Source organism: Vibrio sp. SG41-7 (assembly GCF_014164465.1).
Classification (GTDB): domain Bacteria; phylum Pseudomonadota; class Gammaproteobacteria; order Enterobacterales; family Vibrionaceae; genus Vibrio; species Vibrio splendidus.
On the sequence record NZ_JACJFF010000027.1, the window covers coordinates 1 to 21,971 of the forward strand.

The window sequence follows — 21,971 nt, forward strand, 5'->3', positions numbered from 1 at the left end:
GAATGGAAGGTGTGCTGCAAAGCATTACTTCGTACTGGCTGTGAAGGTACTTGCCGACAACTTGCCTCTACGGTTAATGCGCTGTATAAAGCGAGTCTTGTTACGCGCCATGTCCATAAACGAGAATATACCAAGTGGGTCACCCCTGATACTGGAGAGGGGCAAGCTATCGCATTACCTGAAGCGATTCATGTCAGCATTTTAAAAACAGTTGTTAAGTTTGTGGAAGCCTATCATCCCTATCGCCACCAAATTTCAGCGGCAATGGATAAGCTGTACACCTATCAGGATGAAATGTTCAACGCTGAGCTTAAAGCGCTAAATGTGAGCACCCTAAGCGAAAAGCAAATGGCAACATTCAGAACGAGAATGAGTAACAGAACAAGGAAATGGCCTGAACTAAAAGCTATCCCTAATTTCTCATTTCACAGGCGAGGTGATTGGTTAGGCACGTTGCTAAGGATGTGCTTTATCTGTGTCGGTTTATTCTCCGCAGCCCGAAAGGAAGAGTTGCTCTCCATGAACAAAGAGAGCTATGACGATAAATTTGCAGCTGTACCCAAGGTCTCAGGGTTTTCGACAAAAGGAAATAAGGGCGAAAAGGTTTACACTACGTGGAATACAGCTCCTATCGCAAAACTGGCACTAGAGCTAGCTTTTGATGCTACGCAGGCTTCAAGAAAATATTCGCTGGAGCGACTGAGTGACGGCTATCAAAAAGGTCAGTTAACCCAAGACCAATATAACGCTAAGCGACAAGACCTTGAGAGCGCCTTTATTTCTTCTGATATTCCTTATGACAGTGAAGCATTAATAAATAAAACATCGCTAAAGTACAAGATTGTCGGTGTCCACAACCGTGAATCATTGAATATGAAGGTGCTCAACATTACTGCAACTGCTGAAGACGTTGGCGAATTCAACTTGTTAAATCCAGACCGCATCGGGAGCTTAAAAGTTGGCGGCGGTTTACCAAGGCTTAGTCCACATGATTTACGACGGAGTTTTGTTGTCTTTATGGTGAAAAATCGACTGGGCAATGCACTCACAGTCAAATACCAGCTTAAACACCGCAATATAAATATGTCCAACTGGTATGCGAACTACTGCGAACTGGCACGCACCAACCAGTTACTGATGGATGCTCAGTTAATGAGTGAAGTTGAGGAGGCTATTGAAAGTTCTGCGGTGGACGCTTGGGATGAAATTTACAATTTATCCGATACTTTAAGTGGTGCTGAAGGTGAACGTATAGCTCAAAATAAAGCAGAGCGGTTAGCTCAGGGTGAAGAAATAGTTATGTCCCGCAGTGAATTACTTGCTTTGGTAAGGACGGGGGATAAATCCATTGTATTGCTGCCTACAGGTGGTTACTGCACCAACCGCAATTGTGAGCGCCTCTGCTCACTGATGGATATTGTTGAAGCCCCCTGTAAGCATAAGATTATCACTGATAAAGCGGCCAAAAGGCTTTCAAGGGAGCGGGACAACCTCATTGCTTCATTCAGGGCAATTAATGACATGGGTGATTATGCCAATGAGTTGATTCTGGATGCCAGAAAAAAGAAGATTCAGTCTATTGAGCCAACTCTAGTCAAACACAGTATCCCTTTTGAGAACTTCAATGATGATATTAAGGCGGTGTGGCCATGAAAGTCGAGTATAAAGCAACTTGCAAGGTTGAGGGCTTACTGGTCAATGCATTTCAGCGACTATTAGATGGTAAGCCGCTTCATGTTAAAGCGACGGGAAAACTTACGTTGAACCGAATCAATAATGAAGCTCAACTTGGCAATAGCTATGTCCATAAATTCAAGGAGTTTGTGGCCTACGCCAAACCTGTTATCAAAGAATACAACCTTAACCGCGATAAGGCGATGACAACAGGCTTCGATATTGAGCTCGATGTCCCTTTATCTGAGATTGATAGGCTAAAATATGAACTAAAAAAAACCGAGGAGCTTAAGAATAAATACAGGGTACAACGAGATAATGCCGTTGAAGCCAGAAAGCAGTTAGAGGCTGAAAATGCGAGGCTCCGATTTAGGGTTTTTGACCTACAGCAAGAATTATTAGATGAAAACTCAGTTGTAATACCAATCAAGTAGCGCGCTCACAAGCTCAAAGTGTAATAGAGGCATAGAGGCGTAACACATTTCTGCTCAGACGGCGTTAGATTAGAATCTGTACGATCATTGATAGCCTGCCTTTCCTCACACCTAATCTAATGACATCATATCTTGAATGTAAAGAAAGGAGATATTTTCAACTACAGTTTTGCCACAATAGTGGCAAATAAATTTATTTTAGTGCTATAGTTGCTATATTAATAGCAAAAATTAAGGCATGTATGTTAACTCTCTATACCTCTCATGATTTGCAAATGGAATTCAAGGCGTTTGTTAAATCTGCTCGCAAAAAAGATAAACTCAGCGTTCAAAAATTAGCCACCCTCTCTGGCGTGCCTTACGCAACGATCCGAAAATTTGAATCTACAGGCAACATCTCTTTACGACAGTTTCTCCAAATTTTCGAAGTTTTAGGTGACTTGAAGAAATTGAAAGGGCTGACAAAATCGTCTGAGTCAGAATTTAAAACCATAGATGATGTCCTTAGGTCTAATCGTAAAGCGAATGATTAGCACAGGTGAAAAGGTACTTGCCGGTAAGCTCGCAGGATATTGAGAAGCTATCCAAAGCTAACATGATCGAACATTGCGTTGTAGCTATAAGGTGTGTGTTTGCTTGTATAGTGGAGCGCTGCTTAGCAATAAAATGTAGACAATTGATTTGATCGAGTTGATGAGATAGTTGAGAATTTTTGGAAGACTTTCTCAGGTTTTGCTTAGAAATAGGGAATTTGTTGAGAAAGTAGTGAATCCGTTGCTATCGTTGGCTTCTCTCATTATTCATAACAATTAAAATTAATTCTTGCTCATGCTTTATGGGACAGTCGGTGACTTGAAAAAAGTGAAAGAGCTGACAAAGTCGTCTGAGCCTGAATTTAAATCAATTGAGGATGTGCTTCGTCATGCTTAAATCTGCCCTAACCGTAAAACGAACGCTTAGCACAGGTGAAAAGGTACTTGTCGGTAAGCTCGTTGAAAATAGTAAGCAAAGCTTCTTTCAATTTGATGAGGCTTATTTAGGCGCTCACTCAACCTCTCTAGCTCCGTTCAATTTAAAGGCTGATACAAGCCTACAAGTTGCGCCTAGAGGGCCGCATTACGGCGTTCATGGGGTATTTGGAGATAGTCTCCCTGATGGTTGGGGCCTTTATCTCATGGATCGTGTATTTAGACAGAACGATCATAACCCAAAGGAAGTTACCGCCCTAGAGCGATTGGCTTATTTGGGTGACAGGTGCATGGGTGCGTTGAGCTATGAGCCTGAATTAGATTTACTTGATGAGTCCAAGGAGTCGATTGATATCATTACCCTTGGCCGAGCTGCGATTGAAGAGTTTGAAGGCACCGAGTCTGCTTTGCTTGAGCACTTGATGAAGACGGGTGGTTCGGGGGGTGCTAGGCCAAAAATGAACGTTACACGTTTATCTAATGGGCAATATTCAACATTAGATGACGCACTAGGAACAAAGCTTATCGTAAAGCTGACATCTGAAAAGTTTGACTTGAAGCACTCTGAATCATTAGTCGAATATTGCTACATGCAGATGGCCCGTAATGTCGGCATTGAGGTTCCTGACTTTGATTTAATTGATGCGGGTAATGGACGATTTTGGCTAGAGCAGGAACGATTTGATTGCACTGAGCAAGGCGGTCGAATCCATATGATTTCTGCGTGTGGGTTGTTAGATGCACCGTTTCGAGAGCCTTCTTTGGACTATGTGGATTTAGTTAAAGCTACGCGCATCATGTGCAGTGTCACTGAGTCTCAGAAGCTCATTAAACGCTGCATGTTTAATTACCTAACGGTTAACCAAGATGATCACAGTAAGAACTTCAGTTTCCTTGCCAGTGACGCCGATAACTGGACGCTATCGCCTTTCTACGACATTGTTTACAGTCCTAACCCTTACAAAGAGCATATGACGGCATTTGGTGGTAATGGCCGAACGCCAAAGAACGCACTAGACCAGTTATCAGCTCAGTCGGGGTTGTCTTCAAAGAAAGCGATTATGGTTATGGCTGAGGAAATATTTGAAACAACACGCTCGTTTAGTCATGAGGCCAAACACCTGGGCTTGTCACCTAATCTAATCAAGGAGATTGATAAGGGTATGCTAGAAAAATTTAAGGCGCTGTGAGTATAGGATGAATTAATTCGCCATGACTTCGTAGACGATTTTACAGTAGTTGAGGTTATTCGAGTTAACTCTGAAATATAAAGTTCGTAACAAGGTTGTCCAAAAGTGAGTTTCGAACTTTATTGTCACACACTTTATTGTCACACGTTCAGCGTGATTTTGGTGACTTCTATGTCGCGATTACATGGAGCGAAGAACCGTTCTATAGTTCGAGCCCCGCAGTATGGTTTATTCTCTTATGAGAAACAGCCAATGTTGGATGTACTAGAAGGCAACCTGCCAATCATTGAAGATTAAGTTTTAGACCCGCGTTCTAAAACAGGACGCACTAAAAATTGATGATCTAAAATCAAGCCACTTCCATACACTGATATACCGTGTTCGAAGTGGCTTTATTGTATGGGCTTTAAGCCCTACAGGTAGCGGGACTAGAGGAATTAGTGTGTCCCTATCTTGCTTATGGGCTTCATACTGGCTAGTTAAAGGCACGCTCTCGCCTCAGTTTCATATTAGTGTCATCTCCCTGGCTTAAATTACCCCTCCCATATTTAGTCAATTAACACCATAAATAGAAGTTATATGTCAAAGGTGAAGCACCCTCTGGATGACAAGATCGTGGCGCTACTCCAAAACAGTGGAATGATCAAAAGTGAAGCTAAATCTCAGTTAAAAATGCACGTTTATAAGCTGGAACCTTCTGAAATAAAGCAGATAAACAACTACTCGCGCCACTTTGGTTTAAATACAAAGCAAAAGCTGATTGATGAGATTTTGGATATTCGACGAGACACAATGATTGCCAAGCTCACCTCTCACTGAGTCCGCCGCGACAACCTGCATCTCAAAGAGCACGCAATGCCAGAAGAAGATACCCTGAATCTTCTATCCAGAACGTAATCGAACCACCCAGAGCGTAACCTAACCACGATTGCACAAAGCCCTATTGTACTCAGTCCACTAAGCTATCTTCTTTTTCGCTTTCCCCATGTCACCATTACGCTTTAGATGTTGTTTTTAAAGAAGATAGATCACGGATCACGCTAGATGGGGCAGTAGAAAATATTGCGTTGTTTAGGCGCTTTGTGATGAACATGCTGAAGCAATGCGATTGTGGTGCGCCAAGCCAAAAAGTGAAGTTGAAGAAAGCTGGTTGGAACGACGATTATCGGGCTCGGGTCTTCTTTGGGTTATAAGTTAATCAAAGTGTGTTCGCACCCTCAGTTGTTTGTTTGACGGCTTTCATACGTTAGCTTCGTCCTAAGAATAGTTTCAGTGTAAGGTTAATCGGCATGAATCTAAAAAGCCTATATTGACTGTGACACTATTCTACTTGCTATGACACTATTCTGTTTACTATGACACTACGGTTGTCACTAAACGATAACCACGCCATAATTGTGACACTCAAGTCAGTGAAAGTGTCACAATTAAAAGGGTGTTTGTCATGAATAGGTTTGAAATCCAACGTTATATCGAGCAACAGTGTCGCCCTGTGTCCATTTCAGACATTATTATTGCTCACCCAGAATTAATTCGTCGTACGCTTCAGCGCTGGCTTAACAAACTTATTGAAGAAAAACAGATAGAAGCCATTGGTGACGGTCGCTCTCGTCGATACATTGCGTGTCTCGTCAGAGAAGATATACCCAATTCCAGCCATAGCGAGCGCGGTGGCTTCCCCAAATCGATCCCACTGTCACCGGACAGTTATGACATTCTTAATTATCTAAGTAAGCCTATTTTTGAGCGTGATCCTATTGGTTATTCACGTGATTTTTTAGATGACTACACCCCAAATAAAACTTACTACCTTTCCGAACCTATTCGTCGTCAGTTACACCGCATGGGAAAAACCATTTATGCGACACAGCCTGCGGGAACATATGGAAGAGATATCTACAACCGTTTATTGATCGATTTATCTTGGGCATCAAGCCATCTTGAAGGGAATACCTACAGTCGTCTGGACACGGTAGAGCTCATTGAGCATGGTCAGTTTGCACAAGGAAAAGACATCATCGAAACACAAATGATTTTAAATCATAAATCAGCGATTGAATTGCTGATTGATAATGTCGAGTCCGTTGAGTTCAATCGCTTTACAATATTGAATTTACACAGTGCGCTTTCCGAAAACTTATTAGCCAACCCGTTTGATGAAGGGCGAGTGCGCAGTCATGTCGTGGAGATAGGGGGCAGCGTTTATAAGCCAATGTCATCCGAAGAGGTGCTTTCGATTCAACTGGAATCAATACTGAATAAAGCCCATCAAATCCTCGATCCATTTGAGCAATCATTTTTTATCATGGTGCATTTACCTTACTTGCAACCCTTTGCTGATATTAATAAACGCACCTCACGTTTGGCTGCGAATATCCCGTTGCTTAAAGCCAACTTATGTCCTCTTACGTTCTTAGATGTCCCCGAAGAGGCTTACAGTAAAGCGGTGCTTGGTGTGTATGAAATGAATAGAATCGAGCTTCTTCGTGATTTGTATTTATGGGCGTACGAGCGTTCAACAAAAGAATACCTAGCCGTGAAACAAGAGTTAGTAAAACCGGATCAACAACGCCTGCAATATCGAGAGAAGATAAAGGCGATCGTGAAACAAGTCATACTGACACCTGAGTCACAGCCCCTTGATATCATAGAATCACTGATAAGCCACGAGCAAGAAACGGATAGGCAAAACATCAGCGCCCTTGCATTAGAAGAGATAAGACGAATTCACGAAGGGGTATTGGTACGATATGGCCTAAGACCGTCTCAGCTAGAAAAGTGGCGCCAATTACACGAGTAGAAAAAAGTATCCACCGCCCGTTCAGATGAAGATCTACGGCTAAGGCGAGTGGAAAGTAAAAAACATGACACTGACGGAAAGCGGCGAATCTAGCGAAACTTACGCCATGATCAAAGCGTTAAACAAGCTCACTGGGCTAGGTATGCCCAAAACGATAGTAATCGCCTAACAATTATCCATATTAGGCGGTTTCTACCTGAACTCGAATTAGGAAACAAAGCCGTCGGTAAGACTAAAAGTTAACTCTAAATCCCGCTCTCGCTTCGAGTTCTATGTCCAACTCATCGAGGTACACCGCAGGGGTGATGTCTACATAAAAGCTGACCGGGCGAACATTAAACTCGGCCCCTAGACCTGGGGTGATGGCGATGCTGTGTGAGTGCCTGTCGACATATTGTCCGCCGATAAAGAGGTACAGAGGGGTATCGTTAACGGCAAAGGTTTTATCGATCCCAACCCCCATATTATCGTCCAAACTGACATTGAACCTTAGGTCATTGTGTTTGAAGTTTAATCCCCAATACGGATCCCCCACAAAAAGCCCCACGCCAGTACTGGCGTTCACCGAGAGCGATAGCAATCCAAGTGTGATTCCTAATATTTTACCAAGCGTTATCGAACCAAAAGGCCATCAGAATATCGCCCATTGATGGGGGGATCATCAACACGCTCAGGGTTTGTCTTATCTTTGACACTGCTGGTTATTACGCATTCTATTTTGACCTTGGCGAGACTCAGTGGACACAGCGTTGACAAATACGTAAGGCGCAAGAGGGCAAGTGGGATCTTTTCGATAAGTCGTCTTTGAGCTTTATCTTTTCACCTTAGCTAGCATTGTCAAAATGGCTATACTCCCATTCATAGGCCGTGATATCAGATTATTTATAACCAGTGGAGGTGGGCTGAAAGGACAAGTTAAAAAGCTCATTGAAGAGATTAATAGAATTCACAAAGAGTTTTCTGAATCTTGCTTCGATAAGGGGATGTTTTAGCGAGTGAAGCTCTCTAGGACAATTTCGAACGTTCCACTCTCTTATATCTATAAATACCGATTGGTGCTTCATGAAAGCATCAATGACTATTTAATGACATCCCATATTGAATTGAAATACTTTTATCGAGTAAAAACAAGAGAAAGTATCGACGATAAAATTACGCGTTATAGTGAGCGCGACAATCAGTATCCGGTGAACAATTGGCTCAATGATATTTTTGGGGCAAGGATTATATTAACCAAGTCCGAGATTGCAGAAGTGATGGAAGAGCTGGATAACTGGCAAGATGAACTTGGTTTGAAAAACTGGTATTTGCGTGATAAGGAAGGCGATAAAGGACTTCACATCTATTTTAAAAATAGAAGTAACTTTTACTTTCCGTGGGAACTTCAAATTTGGGATAAAGAAGATTTGAGGTCGAATGTCGAAAACCATGAGAAGTTTAAGCGAAGCTTTCTTTAAGATTTATCACGGCTACACTACAAGAGCCATGTGTTTCGTTGTAAACACTCGATGTTCAAAGCAACTCAATCATGTACAAATAAACAATATTAAGTACGCGAGGGTGCTATGAAAACAAGTACCATTTATGCAGAAAAAGCAGTGTCATCAAGCGAAGCTAGAAAGCACTTTAAAGATTGCTTATCAGGGGAGCCTGTCGTCGTTTTATCGAACAATGAGCCTGCTGGTTATATGATGAGCGCCACTTTTTTTGAAGGACTAATGAAAGCTTTAGAAGGCAAGAATGTTGACTCTGCTTCATTGTTTAGACCAATGAGTGCTCGCTTAGCAGTCATTGGTCACCTGAATGCTCAAGCATTAACAGAACTTGATGAGAATACTTTGGGTGAGTTTCAAGAGTGAGTAGGTCATTAAATATTCGAGTTTTTAAGCATAAGATCTGAATTGATGCACTTACTGAAAGTGAGCTTCATTCTTTGACTTAAGATTTTAGGTAGTAGTAAGGAGGCTGGTCAAAACCAGAATTCTTTGGTCGTGATGAAGCTTATGATCATCCCAATACATTACCAATCCTGAAGTCAGAAGAAGTGAAGCACATTCACTTAGCTGCTACTGATGCTCCATTCTTAAATTCTATCCAGTTTTACCAAAGCAATCTATCCAGTTCCGGTGTTGTCCAAGAGTATTCTTAGGTGCCCAATTGATGGGGATAAGGAGATATAGACGAGCTTGAGTTTTGTTGCATTTTGGGACCGCAACACTTATCAATATTTAGACGGACAAAGTAAAAAGGCCTACAAATAAGTAGGCACTCTATCTTTAGCTAATTCAATAACGGCATGGCCTAATTGAACCAAAGTGCCAAAACTGGGTGTTGTTTCCGGTTTTAATGAACGATAAGCACTCGTTCTACTTCTAATACCAGCGCGCTCAATGACAGCATTGTGACCAAATTGCTCGACATAAGAGCGGATGGCCGCTTGCAAAATGTCAGCTCGACCTTCTTGCATTGAATCCCATGATGCCTGCTTGATTACTCTTTCCATTTCTTTAACGTCAAAAGGCGTTAAACCCGATTCAGTATAACGGCCAACCGTGATTTCCTTTAACGTTGCCGCTGATAGTTCAACACCACTCCAATCAAGGGAGCCGTCAGCCTTTAATGCAAACTTTTTAAAATCAGGTACATGGCTAAATGCTTCTTTTTGAAAATACTCAGTTAAGTTTGCTTCACCGATATAGCCGTCACTAAAAGTAAGCTCAAGCGTAAAGTCAGCGATCAAATCAACATCAATTACTTTTAACATACGTCACCTATAATTTACCTGGGTTAATACCAGCAGCTGCTTTTTTCCACATGGTCATCAGTTTTTCTCGATTGTTTTCAATGTGTGATTCTGCTCGTTTTCGTTGCTTGTTTGGTAAATAACCTTCTAAGTTTTCACCTGTTTCAATTGCTACGATTGGCTCATAACTACCATATTTGATATGAATGTGAGGTGTTTTATGTTGCTTGTTATCAAAAAAGTACAAACAAAATGAAAGGCCAAGCAATGCATCTATCTCCGGCATAGCAATCTCTAAGTATCCAATCTGTTTAAACTATAACATTGTATCCTAAAAGAGACAGTGTTTGCATGCGGCATCGTCTAAGCGGTGAATATGCTTCGGTGGGCATCTTGAAGATAGATTGGGGCAGGGACGGCGTAAGGGCGTACTTAGGGCTCTCATTGAGCGCCTTTTTACAAGCAGGTCGCCATGGTCACTGCGATTCAAACTGTCTCAAAGGGGCCTCAATTACCGGAAAAAGCATTTTGATTTTCACTCCTGGTTTTGTAGCGATGTCAGAGCGGTGAGTACTAGGTCATTAAAGGGGATATACTTGTTTGGGTATTGTACCAGTGGTCATCAACCGAGCTTCAATAAATGGATGTACAGCATGCTGATTCCAAGTTTTTATCATTGTTGTAGATGGTTCTTATTATATTGTTGACTGCTAACCAATTCTGATACTTATCCAAGTACAGAAATCACTTTACTTGTCATTCAGTATTGATGATGCAGATCAGGTTGCGCAACACTTCCATTCTGTTTAATCAACGAGGTTGTTTTCTTGCGCATATTGAGCATACAAAATATCTGCGAAATCGGTTTCCGAGATATCAGCGAGCACTAGGTCTCGAACGGCATCAGCCAACAACTCGTTATCGCTGGTCAACTCATAATCGTTTAGAGATAAGTACTCAAGAGCCACCATTAATCCAGTTCGTTAAGTTGCATCCGGAAGCGCATGGGCTACCGCAATACTAGCCGTATATTTTGCAGCAATCTCAAAAATATCGTCTAAACCATCATAGACAATAGCATTATCAATCCTACCTAAAGCGCCTTGCAATTTAGGAATATCGACGGCCCCATTCATACCAGGCTCAGTATCGAGTATGAATGTATTGATTTCTATGACTCGCTCGAATGGAAAACAAATAATGTCCATTACATATGAGCCAGTTTTTCAAACGCTTTTCTGTGGGTTCTCAATGCTAATTTGGACTCTGATTTAACAATTTGCTGTCCGTAAACTCCTGATAAATCGAGTTTTTTTGTGGCTTTAACTCTAGGTCTTTCAACCGCGCCCACACCATAAGATTCAATTTTCTTATTCATCGACCTTCACCTCTAAAGTAACCATTTAAAAGACATTATACTATCAACCCACCCAAAAAACATAACGTCGTGTGAGGTGGCGAAGCAACGCTATGACTCAACGAAATGACTGCACTGTCAACAAAAACGCCTTCTAAACTGAACATGCTACCCGTGTAAAGCGAGTACAAGCCATAATCTTGTTATCATCGCTATTGCCCTTAACACCAACAACATCCCCCTCTGTCTGGTACAGCGCCAGCAGAAAAAACGGTGATCAGTTCACTTTATGATAGTGATCTTCACATCATCTTGTCACGATTAAGAGCACTGATGAGGTATTCGACGCTTTGGCAGTATGCGCACGTGCATTGTTCTGGGCGAGATATCAAAATGCCCCCCTGTTTTAGCCCATATTGGGTGTCACTTCATATCGAATATCAAACGAAAAAGGAACGATGCAAGGGGTGTACTTGGCGCTCTCATTGAGCCCCTTTTTCATGGCGTCGGTACAAGTCGGTTGCCATGGTCACTGCGATGCACACTGTCTCAAAGGGCCTCAATTACCACGATGGTGTCTCAGGGTGAAACGCCCATGTCTGCAAGAATCTGCGGCAGCTACAACATGTCTATCATTAACATCGGGTAAAGTAAGGCCATCAATTAAAGGCTCATACCCTTCAATCAAACAGTCGGGAACATTCGCGTTCATTAACTGTCGAGTTCTTTGCAGTTGTTCTGTATTTAGCTCTGGCCTATTTTTCAGTAGATTTCGAGTCCATTCATCATGTATTTGTTCTGTCCATCGCGCTCTAAACAGGCCAGTGTTGGCCAAGTACATTAGGTAGCTTCGAAGCGGAGCTGGATACATGACACATGCGTCTAGAATTACCGTATATGACGCCATTAATATCCCATATCCATCTCTTGGTCTAATGCCGATAGTTCAGCAAGATTAGCTAGTCTGTTCTCTTCTAGGCGGTGCTTGTACTCCATAAGATCAGCATAAGCTACCTTTCTACGGTTGCCAGTACGACTAAACGAAATATCACCAGAATCCAGAAGCTTAATGAAAGTAGGACGAGACATGCTTAGCATATCAGCACCTTCTTGCGTTGTGAGTTCCGCATGAATAGGTGTGATGCTAACAGAGTTGCCTTGACCTAATTGAGTTAGCACCTCGATCATCATATTTAATGCGCTTGCTGGAATAGTGACTTCGTGAGTCTTACCAGACTTATCGACAACATTAATCCTTTGAGCCTCACCATTAATTTCTATAACGGCTGACAACTCTTGGCTACCAAGCTTGGCCAGTGCCATTTCTTCAGCGCTTGGCAATTTTGTAGCAGTATTCATTGTGTTTCTCTCTAGTTTTTAGTTTCTGATGTCATGGTATACAAATCTGCATACCATGAGGTTATTCGAAATATTCGAATAAGTCAACATTCGAAATATTCGAAAATAAGAGAATGTCACATTATCGTTGGACTTAGTGCTCGTAGTCGGCTTAGTTTAATGTCTATCAATGCATGCTTAACTATCTTTAATCATAGTACTTCGATATGTCGTGGATGAGTAAAACTAACCACGAGTGCGTAAACGTCGTCTACTCAACAATAACTTCCACTTCACAGACTGAAGTCCTCCCCTTGCACGTTCTCCCTCTGAAATCCCCCCCTTTATTGCTTAGGTCAAATCTGCCGCTATCAAATTCTGACTCAAACTCATAAGGCGATATCTAACGTCCTAACGACTAACGACTAACGACTAACGTCTAGAGGCGGTCAATGAGGTGGACGTAGAAAGGTCACCTAACGGAGCAGAAGAAGCTTTCAAGCTTGGCGGTACTTGGCGAATTCGATCGAAGGCGCATCCTAGGCTTGGGGGCAGAGGCGAAGCTCGGGGGAATTTGGAGGGGGGGCACGTCTTTTTCAAGACATCGGCACAAGTCGGTTGCGATGTGCACGGTAATGCAAACTGTCTCAAAGGGGCCTCAATTACCATGATGGTGTCTCAGGGTGACACCATCATGGTAAGTCTCTAATTTTATTTGGATTTTCGGGCTGAGTGAAAATAGCCCTAAGGCGCTACAAGCCTTGGATTAAAACTTCAAACGGTGAGAATACTGCCGACGGTGGTCTCTCTATGAGTTGTTTTTCATGAGAGCGTTTACCAGCATACGTAAGATTATTTAGCTTTAAGCGTTAACATAGTAATCACAGCAACGGTGCCAAATCTTGAAATTAACAGTGCCATCTATAATATTTAAGACTTTACGGGGTATGCTCATTGCGAAATGAGACAGCAACCTCAGATAAAGCTAAAGGCTCATATCAAATTTATTTGTTGGTGAGCTTGGTTGTGAAACTCTCTTACCCATGCGACTAATCGTTTCTCTCACATAGTCCCAATACCCAGGTACATCAAGCGTTTTTGCTTGCAATGTTTGAGGGACAAATCGACTCATCTCGCTGTTGAAGTCTGCCTTGACTGCATCATTTTCAGTTAGGTTTTTTATTTGCCTGCCCAGCGCAATCAAAAAATCATCGCGCTCTTTGTCGCGGGCCTCTAGTTTGTTGTTGATTAACTGGTTATTGACCTCAATGCCTCTTTGATTTAGCCACACAATATCCCATACATCGCGGGGCTTAATTCGCCTTGCCCTGTATGCTAGAGCAATGAATTTATCCGCTAAAATTTCGTCCATTGTTTGACAACGGATCAGCATACCTTCTGTTTGTGTGTCGATTCCGTAGTGATTTATAGGCACTCGATTTGTCAAATCGAAAGAGGGTAAAGCACAAACATCAATGTGCATTTTCTGTCTGGGCAGATCAGCACGGTTTGGTTCTTTCTCGATGCTGATTTTCCACGATGATGTATTCCCTTGCTTGTCTGGGCTAGGTTTATTGACGTATACAGGTGTCTCATGTTTCTTTTGCAAAAAGCTCTGTATTTCATCCTCAAGCCCATCAAACATCGATGGCTTAAAATCATGACCACCATTAAAGTCTAAGTCTTCAGATAACCGAGAGCTGTTGTAGCAAAGGCGTAGTGAGGTACCGCCAATGAAGGTGAGTCTTTGTAGTGCCCCGTGTTCTGTCATGACATGCAAAATATCATGATGAAGTATCTCTTTTTCGATCACTTCAACAACGGGTGCTAACTCAGGGTTACGTTTTAGAATTTCGTCTATTTTTTGTTTTAGCATAGTAGAGAGCCTAGTTAGTGATTTATCATTTGTAGGTTTCGTTTACAGCTTTTTAAATCGGCTAATGCTCGATGAGGCATAGCTCGATACATTTTCACCTCTTCGTCGAAGAATAGGTCATTTTCAAGCTGTGATACTTTGTGCTTAGTATGTGTAAACTCAACCACTCCGTAGCGAGTTTTAAATGTCCCACTTCGCCCCCGAGTCATTAGAGTCAGGCGATCCATAATGATTTGAGATATCTTTCCAGTACGTGATAATTCACTCTCTAAACTTATATAACTTAGGTAGCCAGGCCTTAATTTACGGGCGACTTCATATATTGCAGTTCGGGGATTTGGAGGGGTGATTGTGCTTTCAAAGAGACCATTAGCGATTCGATTAATGGTGCCTTTTTTAACACAGTCGTACAGAAATTTGTTAAAACGGGGTGTTTGTTCGACATTGAGAAGGTAGGCAAGTTCAGCCTTACTGAATACGCCTTTGCCAAATTTACTTGATTCAGCCATCGCTGAAATTAGTTTTTCTACCTTAGTCACTGGTCTACACTAAGTTACTTAATCTGTAATTTAGTGTAGACCATGTTGTGGATAAAAGAAATGGTGGTATCCATCAGAAAAAATACAGGACATATATTTGACAAGGAAACTTGGTTATTGGAGGCGGCTGCCATTTTTCAATACAAATTATCCATGCTTGTTACAACTTGCTCGGCCTGCCCCTGAGGAGCGGGGTTGCGCAAGCGGATGATCAATATCGCATGTTCAGCTGACTGTACAAGTAGAGTAGTGAAGACTATTTTTGTTCCGTTAAACGTACATGTGGAGGTTCTTATGAGAATCGTATCTTTTACTGAAGCGAGAAATGCTCTTAAAGCTGTTTTAGACGGTGTCGTTAATGACGCAGATACAACAGTCATTACTCATACAAGGTTCGAAAGTACGCACTTCCTCCATGGTCAGCGGTTTGGAATTCGCCTTGAGCATGAGATGGTGATGGATGAAGGGATGCTTGAACGCTTAAAAGTGACGCTGACTGAAAAAATTGAGCAATTGAATATGGATCATCAAGAGCTTCAGCATGGTGGTGATATCAAAAGTATCATTTGGCAACGGTTTGGTGGGGGGGGGGGGAACAAAGCGTCACGTCAGAAAGGGTTACGAGAGTACAGTGATAATTTGCACAAAGAAGCACAAGATCTCCTGGCTGAATGCCAAGAGATCAAAACGGTTAAGCAATTACAGTTGCGCTTAAAGCAGCGTATTGAGACGTCTCGCTTTAACAATCCGTTTTTTTCAAATAGATCCGTCTGAGTTGTTTTCCTGATTGTGTTTGAAATGGGTAATTAAAGGATGGAGTTCGACGGATAAAGTAAAAAGGCCTGCAAATAAGTAAGCTCTTTATCTTTAGCTAATTCAATAACAGCATGGCCTAATTGAACCCAATTGCTCGACATAATAGCGGGTGGCCGCTTGCAAAATGTCAGCTCGACCTTCTTCGTGATCTGTATTTATGGGCGTACGAGCGTTCAACAAAAGAATACCTAGGTGTGAAACCAGAGTTAGTAAAACCTGATCAACAGCGCCTGCAATATCGAGCGAAGATAAAGGAGATAGTTAAACAAGTCATACTGACACCAGAGTCACCGCCCCTTGATATCATAGAATCACTGATAAGCCACGAGCAAGAAACGGATAGGCAAAACATCAGCGCCCTTGCATTAGAAGAGATAAGACGAATTCACGAAGGAGCCTTGGCTTTTGATTTTTAGGATCCTTTGTTTTTTACCATCACAATAGCTTAGTGCCTCTTCGCGACTCAGCAAGGTCATTTCTTCTAAGTTTTTCACTCTTTCACCTAACAACCCCAAAGTTGTATTGAACTCCATTAACAACTTCTAAGCTTTTGACACGCAAGTGTTCATCAAACTCTATTGACAGAAAAAGGTGACCTTCCCTCTCTAAAATATTAATAAAGTTCATGCACATTTGACGAATTCGGGACAGATTTTCGGATGCGTGCTTATCGGTGATTCGACTGTCGTGGCTAAAAATAGAGAAAGCATGGCCGTGCAATGGCACATAAATGAATAGGGTTTCTCCTGTGATCTAAATGTCATGTTAACCAAATTGTTAATAGCGGCACAAATATGTGCAAAGTGTATCTCATATTGAGAGGAATTGTTAAGGTTTGGCGTGCGGATAGTGTTTTAGTTGGTTATTGTGTGGCAATATTTGCTCATAAATTCATCAGGGAAATGAACATGGATAGATTCAACAAGCGGGTAATATGTGGCTTGGTTGCAGCAGCCTTAGTTGGTTGTAATGATGATAGTTCTTCCAACTCCTCATCTCAACCACAAACTCAAGTCAGATCAATCGGAACTGAACTGGTATCAGGTAAAATCACATCATCAACCAATGAGCCTATATCAAAGGGTGAAGTGACCCTTATTTTTCAAGACTCAGAAGGCTCGGCGATCACCGAATTTACAACCTTGTCAGATGATGGAGGCTTCTATAAAGCGGTTATCCCTGAGCTGATGGCTTCGACTCACCAAGCCGCTAAATTAGTTGTGGCATTTAACAAACTAGGATTTGCGTCAAACGAGAAAGTGGTGGATGTTGATTTAGACTCCATGAGAGTTTCAGTCGATGCAACCCTTGCCCCTGTTACTGTAAGCACAATCAAAAGATCTGACTTAGAGGACATCGTTGTCTCATCTAATGGCACCCCTAGTTTACGCTTTTCTTTGGTTAAGAATAGCCAAGGTGAGAAGCGTATTCTTGTTGGTAACGTAATGGCGGCGGCAGACGAAGATATTGAACTCTCAATCGATTTGCCGGTGGCGAATATTCCTGAAGATGTAGAAGCTATTAACAGTGAAATTGCTTATTTTGACTCCAGCAATATTGATGATCTACAAAGCTTCCCCGGTGATTTTGTCGGCCAAGGCGAGACGGAAGACCAAGGTCAAGGTGTGAGCTTTAACCCGGCTGATGAGGATGAATCTTATCGCTTAGTCTCTAGTACATTTAGTCAAATAAAATTAACCGATGAGAATCAAGAACCTTTACCTTTGCAGGATATATTAGCAAGCTCAGACTCGTCACCATCGATGATGATGATGGTACCAAAAGGTTCATATTCAACCATTCAACGTGACTTCGACCTTAATACTGACAATATCCAAATCCCTATTTATGTTTACTACAGCTCTAAAGGTTGGCAATACGTCGGTAATGGAGTGCTGACGACTGACTCTGCCGGTCAGAGTCCCGCTCTCCCAGAAGACGTTAACATGGATGAAGATGGAAATATTAATCTTGATGGCACTGAAGACATTCAGCTCTATGTAAAGGTTGAAATCACCGAGGCGAATGAATGGATTCAGTGGATAAACTTAGATTGGCCAATCAAAACGGGCGAAAACATTGAAATGTGTTTCGACGGAACGGCAACTTATGGTAACGGAGAAGCGTTTTATGGCTATGTCTGGTTTACTCTGCCTGACGGAGGTTCAGACTGGGCTTATGCTGAAAATGGTACCTTCCAATACCGTGCCAATGTGTTAGGTGAAGAAGCCGATATAATCAATGCAACTAATTGGTCAGTCAGCCTTACCAATACAAAAACAGGTGCTCGAGAAGAGATTGTGTTACCGGATAATCTTGTTGCTGGTGCATGTAATGAGATCCCACCAAAACAGTTAATCAACCCATATTCATGTGAAGTGACGGGGTATGTGTATCAGTCCGATGGCGCAACTCCAATACAAAATATATTCGTAGAGATCACGAGTGAACGAAGCAGAGAATTCGCCACCACGAATGAGCTAGGCGCTTATTCGCAAGCTGTGCTTTGTGATGCACCTTTAACCATTACGGCTTTAGGACAAGATAAGCAGACCGTTTCTTCAAGTGCCTCTCCTGCAGTCGTCGACTTCTCTAAAGAAAATCAGCCTCCAATCTTAGCGGCTCTTCGTCGAGGTAGTGAAGACATCAAAATTGATCAAAGCGTTTTATTTTCTTGGTCTGTTTCAGACCCTGATGGTGATGCAACTAACGTTGATGTTACCTGTGAAGCCAATGACGATTGTCTAGTAACTGAAGATGGTAACAATGCTGTTGTCGAATTTAATACTATCGGTTCAAAATTGGTGACAATTTCTGCCTCTGACGGTAAAGCGACGACTAAGCAGAGCTTCCCTATTAACGTCAGAGATACCGACAATTTCGCTCCTGAAATCATAGGTTTTGAGGTTAACGGTACTTTATACTCCGTAAGTGAAAAGGTCACCGTTCAACAAAATAGTGAGGTGAATGTTACTGCAACAGTACGAGACCGTAATGGTGATACTTTAACTTCTGTTTGGGTTGGATGTGAAGATTCATCGTCTTTCCTTTGTTCTGTTAATACTGAGACAATAGAATCTAAAACCCTGACTTTAAATGTCACCGATGATCACTCGAACCCATTAACGACTACCGCGGGAATGACTGTTAATGTCGTTGATGATAGCGCCCCTGTTATTTCAATCCTAAGTGCAACGCCAACATTAGTAGGCAGCGACGGTAGTAGTAATATTATACCCATTACCCTCTTTGCTGAGTTCTCTGATGACTTCACGCCATATTCAGAACTTATCTATACTTGGCTTCTTACTGACCAAGATGGTCAAGACTTCTCTGATCTCCTTGGTGATGATCCAAAAGTCAGTATTGTGCTTCCCAAAGGATCGCTTGCGATTGGTGAGTACACCGCCCTATTGTCAGTGACCGATAACGCTTTAGAACCTCAGACTGTGACCGAAAGCGTAAGCTTTACCGTGCAAGATAATACTCAACCAACGGTGATACTGGTTTCTGATGTAACGGAGGAAGTCATCCCTTCTGAAACTTTTTTTGGAAATGAGATCAACCTTACTTCTACGGTATCCGATGATGACGGTATCGAAAATGTCACCATTACTTGGACAATGAAGCAAGGTGATAGCGATTTATCAAGTAGTTTAAATTTAACTGATGACCAACTCAAAGCTACGATCCCCGCTGGTACTCTTGCTGAAGGGGTCTTTGTAGTCTCAGTCACCGCTATGGATGAATATGGACTAGAGGCAACCTCTCAAGTATCAATAACGATTAATGAGGATCAAGCTCCTACTATTTCCGCATTTACGGCGACACCTTCCAGCCAAAATGCGACGGAAGATGGTGTCAACAGTGAGAACATTGAACTCATAGTGAACGCCATTGATGATTATGATTCATCTCTGACATACCAATGGTCATTTGAGCCTCAGATCCCTGCTCAACTTGACACTGACAAAGCAACAATCAGCGCTGGAAGCATTGGTATTGGCAGTTATCAAGCAACGATATCTGTTATCGATAAGTTAAATCAAAGCTCAACACAATCTATCTCGTTTTCAGTACTGGATTTCAGTGGAAACGTGGGAATCATTATTGAATAATTTTGCAAAGGAAATGTTATGAACTATCAATTTGTGATGAAACCGCTGGCAGTCATGATTGCTGCTACCTTCGCTCTAGCTGGGTGTCAGAGTGAAACCGCCTCTAGCGATAGCGGAGCTGCACCGGCAAAAAGTGCCTCCATTCAACTTGGCGTAAAGTTTCCGACACCAGAAGTTGGCGCTTCATGGGTTGGTGCAGCCTCTGAAATCGAAGTTAGCTTTTTTCGCAATGATTTAGTCGGGTCACTTGATGAGGCTGAAGACTATGTTGATGCGATGTCTGACTGTTATGACTCAGATAAAAGTAACAACGGTGAAGGTTTATCTTCTATTGGTGATGTGGAATTAGAGTGTTGGGAGTTGCCTGAAAATGGCTTACGTCAACGTTTAGCGAAACAAGCGGTACTTACTCCTGATTCTGCGACTGCATCTATTGATTTAATTCCTGGTAAATATCGTGTCGAAGCTGAATTTTTCGATGAAAGTTATGAAACGAGAGAGACCAGTGTTAGCTATATTGAGATTGGCGAGGGCTCACATCAAATAGCCCTACGTGGTATGTCAGCGACATGGACGGCTGAAACACCTATCGAGTTGCAACTTCTTAACCAAAACTCACCTCTTGACTGGGATCCTGATTCCGATGGAACTCAAACTCCAGCTGAAGCTTTAGGGATCACTGGCAGCCTGATCGGTTTACACTTACCGAGCCTTCTGTCCTATCCTGATGGCATGCCCCAAGATTATAATGCATCTGATGGCCTGCTTGAATGGTTTCATCCGTACGTTCAAACAGCTAATGTAGATGATGGCGAATCCAGTATTTACGTTCCTGTTTGGCGCGTCTCTGACGGCGCTAATAATGAGAAGGATCTTCACCCTGTAAATGAATGGAATTATGAATGGGATGAAACTGACAATGGCTATGAAAGTTCAGGGGATGGGAAATGGTCAAGCTATGCCGCACTTTGGCAAGAATACGGTGAAGGAACCAATACCGCTTACCCTGAGTTAGGGACGCGAGGCGTGGAACTGTATCAGGAGGCTAGTGGCTTATCTATCTATAATAACGCTTATGTTAAATTTGGTGTGCCGAGTGATTTTTCATCAGAGGATGACACAGAAACCGAACGCAATATTTATTACACTCAAGATGATTACACATATTGGGACCATGAGTTACAACAGAGTGTCACTATTGAACTAAAAATCGCTGAGATTGGTACAGATATAGAGACAGATAAATGGGGTCAATTGTATTTTAATATCTTAAACGGCCGAGAAAACACGGTAGTTGATGGCAGTACCATTACTGGTTATTTAATCGAAGTGATGGAGTCTGGTACAAACGCTAGTGAGTCAGCTCTCCCTGCCGCGTTTTTAGATGCTTCTCTTAATGAAATTGCAATGCAGCAAGGTCTGGTTGCTGGTTCAGCATCAACTTGTAATACTGCAGAGAACTCTTACCTTGATTATAGCAACCAATACTTATGGGATGAGGAGGCGTCACAATGGATTGCCGGAACCCTTAACCAACTGGCTCTAGGTCAAGGAAATGGAAACTACGGTTGGATGTATTCTAATCAGCTTGATGAGCTTGAAAATGAAGCTTCCAATACAAATCAGGCTATTGATTCGAACAATGCAGACATTGACTCTAATATTAATGCTGGTATTCCACAAGAGGATTTGCAAGGGTTATATGACGAGGCTGCAAGACTAGAAGCACAACTGGCTCTTATTGATGGTAATATACAAGCATTGGGTGTGGTTAATGCATCGTTTGAAACAACGTCGGATTTGAATGGCGATGGGACTGTTGAGCCTTTTGAGCCTGGTGTTTACCTTGAGGCTCCTTGGTCAGCATCTTGTGACCTTATTGTCGAACATAACTATGATAATGAAGACCTTTGGTATTCTGAAAGAACATACACACTAGATTGCCAGAATGTAGACGCTTCTGAGACCGTCTTAGCCTGGAGTGAGGAAGTAACCGTTGAAATGTGTATACAACCATTTACTTTGAAAGCTAATGAGTTAGCGATAACTTACTCTAGTGGTGGTGACGTAATTATTGATTAATGCGCTAAACGCTAAACAATAAGGGGGCTTTGCCCC

General features: G+C 42.1%; 19 protein-coding genes and 6 pseudogenes. 16 read left to right on the top strand and 9 right to left on the bottom strand.

Annotation, left to right across the window (positions count from 1 at the left end; translation table 11 throughout):
* From H5300_RS09605 to H5300_RS09635, 9 genes and pseudogenes are all read left to right on the top strand, one after another.
* Positions 1 to 1,653 (top strand): hypothetical protein (locus H5300_RS09605; protein WP_182795848.1); only part of this gene is annotated, 1,653 nt, incomplete at its 5' end.
* The gene (locus tag H5300_RS09610) at positions 1,650 to 2,108 is read left to right on the top strand and encodes a hypothetical protein (protein WP_182795849.1); all 459 of its coding nucleotides are present in this window, start codon (positions 1,650 to 1,652) and stop codon (positions 2,106 to 2,108) included. The genes H5300_RS09605 and H5300_RS09610, both read left to right, overlap by 4 nt.
* A gap of 275 nt (positions 2,109 to 2,383) precedes the next feature.
* Positions 2,384 to 2,641: a helix-turn-helix domain-containing protein gene (locus H5300_RS09615; protein ID WP_259397663.1), complete on the top strand. Its 258-nt coding sequence runs from the start codon at positions 2,384 to 2,386 to the stop codon at positions 2,639 to 2,641.
* A 292-nt stretch (positions 2,642 to 2,933) separates the two neighbouring features.
* Positions 2,934 to 3,038, top strand: a pseudogene (locus H5300_RS28325) (transcriptional regulator); the annotation flags it as partial.
* Positions 3,031 to 4,266 carry a type II toxin-antitoxin system HipA family toxin gene (locus tag H5300_RS09620; protein WP_182795851.1) on the top strand — a complete coding sequence of 412 codons (1,236 nt, stop codon included), beginning with the start codon at positions 3,031 to 3,033 and terminating at the stop codon, positions 4,264 to 4,266. The pseudogene H5300_RS28325 and the gene H5300_RS09620, both read left to right, overlap by 8 nt.
* Before the next feature lie 171 nt (positions 4,267 to 4,437).
* Positions 4,438 to 4,563 (top strand): hypothetical protein, encoded by a 126-nt coding sequence (locus tag H5300_RS27890; RefSeq protein WP_259397664.1) that lies wholly within the window; start codon positions 4,438 to 4,440, stop codon positions 4,561 to 4,563.
* 282 nt (positions 4,564 to 4,845) lie between these two features.
* The gene (locus H5300_RS09625) at positions 4,846 to 5,085 is read left to right on the top strand and encodes a hypothetical protein (protein WP_182795852.1); all 240 of its coding nucleotides are present in this window, start codon (positions 4,846 to 4,848) and stop codon (positions 5,083 to 5,085) included.
* A gap of 173 nt (positions 5,086 to 5,258) precedes the next feature.
* A pseudogene (locus tag H5300_RS09630) lies at positions 5,259 to 5,459 on the top strand (transposase); the annotation flags it as partial.
* A gap of 251 nt (positions 5,460 to 5,710) precedes the next feature.
* A complete protein-coding gene (locus tag H5300_RS09635) occupies positions 5,711 to 7,066 on the top strand; it encodes a Fic family protein (RefSeq protein ID WP_182795853.1) in 1,356 nt (451 codons plus the stop codon).
* A 232-nt stretch (positions 7,067 to 7,298) separates the two neighbouring features.
* Here H5300_RS09635 and H5300_RS09640 read toward each other — a convergent pair whose 3' ends face one another.
* Complete coding sequence (locus tag H5300_RS09640; RefSeq protein WP_310736117.1) at positions 7,299 to 7,601, bottom strand: hypothetical protein; 303 nt, start codon at positions 7,599 to 7,601, stop codon at positions 7,299 to 7,301.
* Between the two features lie 550 nt (positions 7,602 to 8,151).
* On the opposite strand from H5300_RS09640, the gene H5300_RS09645 reads away from it, so the two are divergent.
* The 3 genes and pseudogenes from H5300_RS09645 to H5300_RS28470 form a co-directional block, all read left to right on the top strand.
* A complete protein-coding gene (locus H5300_RS09645; RefSeq protein WP_220503468.1) occupies positions 8,152 to 8,523 on the top strand; it encodes a hypothetical protein in 372 nt (123 codons plus the stop codon).
* A 108-nt stretch (positions 8,524 to 8,631) separates the two neighbouring features.
* Positions 8,632 to 8,925: a hypothetical protein gene (locus tag H5300_RS09650; protein ID WP_102458569.1), complete on the top strand. Its 294-nt coding sequence runs from the start codon at positions 8,632 to 8,634 to the stop codon at positions 8,923 to 8,925.
* A gap of 125 nt (positions 8,926 to 9,050) precedes the next feature.
* Positions 9,051 to 9,215: pseudogene (locus H5300_RS28470) on the top strand (type II toxin-antitoxin system YafO family toxin); the annotation flags it as partial.
* A gap of 102 nt (positions 9,216 to 9,317) precedes the next feature.
* Here the strand turns inward: H5300_RS28470 and H5300_RS09660 are convergent.
* The 8 genes and pseudogenes from H5300_RS09660 to abiEi all read right to left on the bottom strand — a co-directional run bounded on the left by H5300_RS09660 (position 9,318) and on the right by abiEi (position 14,919).
* Entirely contained in the window at positions 9,318 to 9,830 is a 513-nt protein-coding gene (locus tag H5300_RS09660; RefSeq protein WP_108167897.1) for a DUF2442 domain-containing protein, read from the bottom strand.
* Positions 9,824 to 10,095: pseudogene (locus H5300_RS09665) on the bottom strand (DUF4160 domain-containing protein). The gene H5300_RS09660 and the pseudogene H5300_RS09665 overlap by 7 nt, the downstream one beginning before the upstream one ends.
* Before the next feature lie 520 nt (positions 10,096 to 10,615).
* Positions 10,616 to 11,017 (bottom strand): annotated as a pseudogene (locus tag H5300_RS09670) (type II toxin-antitoxin system death-on-curing family toxin).
* The gene (locus H5300_RS09675; protein ID WP_113796389.1) at positions 11,017 to 11,187 is read right to left on the bottom strand and encodes an acetyltransferase; all 171 of its coding nucleotides are present in this window, start codon (positions 11,185 to 11,187) and stop codon (positions 11,017 to 11,019) included. Before H5300_RS09675 ends, H5300_RS09670 begins: the two are co-directional and overlap by 1 nt.
* Before the next feature lie 538 nt (positions 11,188 to 11,725).
* Entirely contained in the window at positions 11,726 to 12,073 is a 348-nt protein-coding gene (locus tag H5300_RS09680; RefSeq protein WP_259397665.1) for a PIN domain-containing protein, read from the bottom strand.
* Positions 12,073 to 12,525 carry an excisionase family DNA-binding protein gene (locus H5300_RS09685; RefSeq protein WP_182795855.1) on the bottom strand — a complete coding sequence of 151 codons (453 nt, stop codon included), beginning with the start codon at positions 12,523 to 12,525 and terminating at the stop codon, positions 12,073 to 12,075. Before H5300_RS09685 ends, H5300_RS09680 begins: the two co-directional genes overlap by 1 nt.
* A gap of 964 nt (positions 12,526 to 13,489) precedes the next feature.
* A complete protein-coding gene (locus H5300_RS09690; RefSeq protein ID WP_182795856.1) occupies positions 13,490 to 14,380 on the bottom strand; it encodes a nucleotidyl transferase AbiEii/AbiGii toxin family protein in 891 nt (296 codons plus the stop codon).
* Between the two features lie 14 nt (positions 14,381 to 14,394).
* Positions 14,395 to 14,919, bottom strand: a complete 525-nt coding sequence (gene abiEi / locus H5300_RS09695) for a type IV toxin-antitoxin system AbiEi family antitoxin (protein ID WP_310736118.1) — start codon at positions 14,917 to 14,919, stop codon at positions 14,395 to 14,397.
* Positions 14,920 to 15,213: 294 nt separating this feature from the next.
* On the opposite strand from abiEi, the pseudogene H5300_RS09700 reads away from it, so the two are divergent.
* The 4 genes and pseudogenes from H5300_RS09700 to H5300_RS09720 form a co-directional block, all read left to right on the top strand.
* Positions 15,214 to 15,303, top strand: a pseudogene (locus H5300_RS09700) (type II toxin-antitoxin system prevent-host-death family antitoxin); the annotation flags it as partial.
* A 512-nt stretch (positions 15,304 to 15,815) separates the two neighbouring features.
* The gene (locus H5300_RS09710) at positions 15,816 to 16,151 is read left to right on the top strand and encodes a hypothetical protein (protein WP_259397666.1); all 336 of its coding nucleotides are present in this window, start codon (positions 15,816 to 15,818) and stop codon (positions 16,149 to 16,151) included.
* Between the two features lie 492 nt (positions 16,152 to 16,643).
* Positions 16,644 to 19,853 carry a hypothetical protein gene (locus H5300_RS09715; protein WP_182795857.1) on the top strand — a complete coding sequence of 1,070 codons (3,210 nt, stop codon included), beginning with the start codon at positions 16,644 to 16,646 and terminating at the stop codon, positions 19,851 to 19,853.
* An 18-nt stretch (positions 19,854 to 19,871) separates the two neighbouring features.
* Positions 19,872 to 21,935, top strand: a complete 2,064-nt coding sequence (locus H5300_RS09720) for a hypothetical protein (RefSeq protein WP_182795858.1) — start codon at positions 19,872 to 19,874, stop codon at positions 21,933 to 21,935.
* Positions 21,936 to 21,971 lie beyond the last annotated feature (36 nt).

Coding starts and splice junctions, on each gene's coding strand:
- H5300_RS09610 (WP_182795849.1), top strand. CDS start 1,650: ATGAAAGTCGAGTATAAAGCAACTTGCAAGGTTGAGGGCTTACTGGTC.
- H5300_RS09615 (WP_259397663.1), top strand. CDS start 2,384: ATGGAATTCAAGGCGTTTGTTAAATCTGCTCGCAAAAAAGATAAACTC.
- H5300_RS09620 (WP_182795851.1), top strand. CDS start 3,031: ATGCTTAAATCTGCCCTAACCGTAAAACGAACGCTTAGCACAGGTGAA.
- H5300_RS27890 (WP_259397664.1), top strand. CDS start 4,438: ATGTCGCGATTACATGGAGCGAAGAACCGTTCTATAGTTCGAGCCCCG.
- H5300_RS09625 (WP_182795852.1), top strand. CDS start 4,846: ATGTCAAAGGTGAAGCACCCTCTGGATGACAAGATCGTGGCGCTACTC.
- H5300_RS09635 (WP_182795853.1), top strand. CDS start 5,711: ATGAATAGGTTTGAAATCCAACGTTATATCGAGCAACAGTGTCGCCCT.
- H5300_RS09645 (WP_220503468.1), top strand. CDS start 8,152: ATGACATCCCATATTGAATTGAAATACTTTTATCGAGTAAAAACAAGA.
- H5300_RS09650 (WP_102458569.1), top strand. CDS start 8,632: ATGAAAACAAGTACCATTTATGCAGAAAAAGCAGTGTCATCAAGCGAA.
- H5300_RS09660 (WP_108167897.1), bottom strand. CDS start 9,830: ATGTTAAAAGTAATTGATGTTGATTTGATCGCTGACTTTACGCTTGAG.
- H5300_RS09675 (WP_113796389.1), bottom strand. CDS start 11,187: ATGAATAAGAAAATTGAATCTTATGGTGTGGGCGCGGTTGAAAGACCT.
- H5300_RS09680 (WP_259397665.1), bottom strand. CDS start 12,073: ATGGCGTCATATACGGTAATTCTAGACGCATGTGTCATGTATCCAGCT.
- H5300_RS09685 (WP_182795855.1), bottom strand. CDS start 12,525: ATGAATACTGCTACAAAATTGCCAAGCGCTGAAGAAATGGCACTGGCC.
- H5300_RS09690 (WP_182795856.1), bottom strand. CDS start 14,380: ATGCTAAAACAAAAAATAGACGAAATTCTAAAACGTAACCCTGAGTTA.
- H5300_RS09715 (WP_182795857.1), top strand. CDS start 16,644: ATGGATAGATTCAACAAGCGGGTAATATGTGGCTTGGTTGCAGCAGCC.
- H5300_RS09720 (WP_182795858.1), top strand. CDS start 19,872: ATGAACTATCAATTTGTGATGAAACCGCTGGCAGTCATGATTGCTGCT.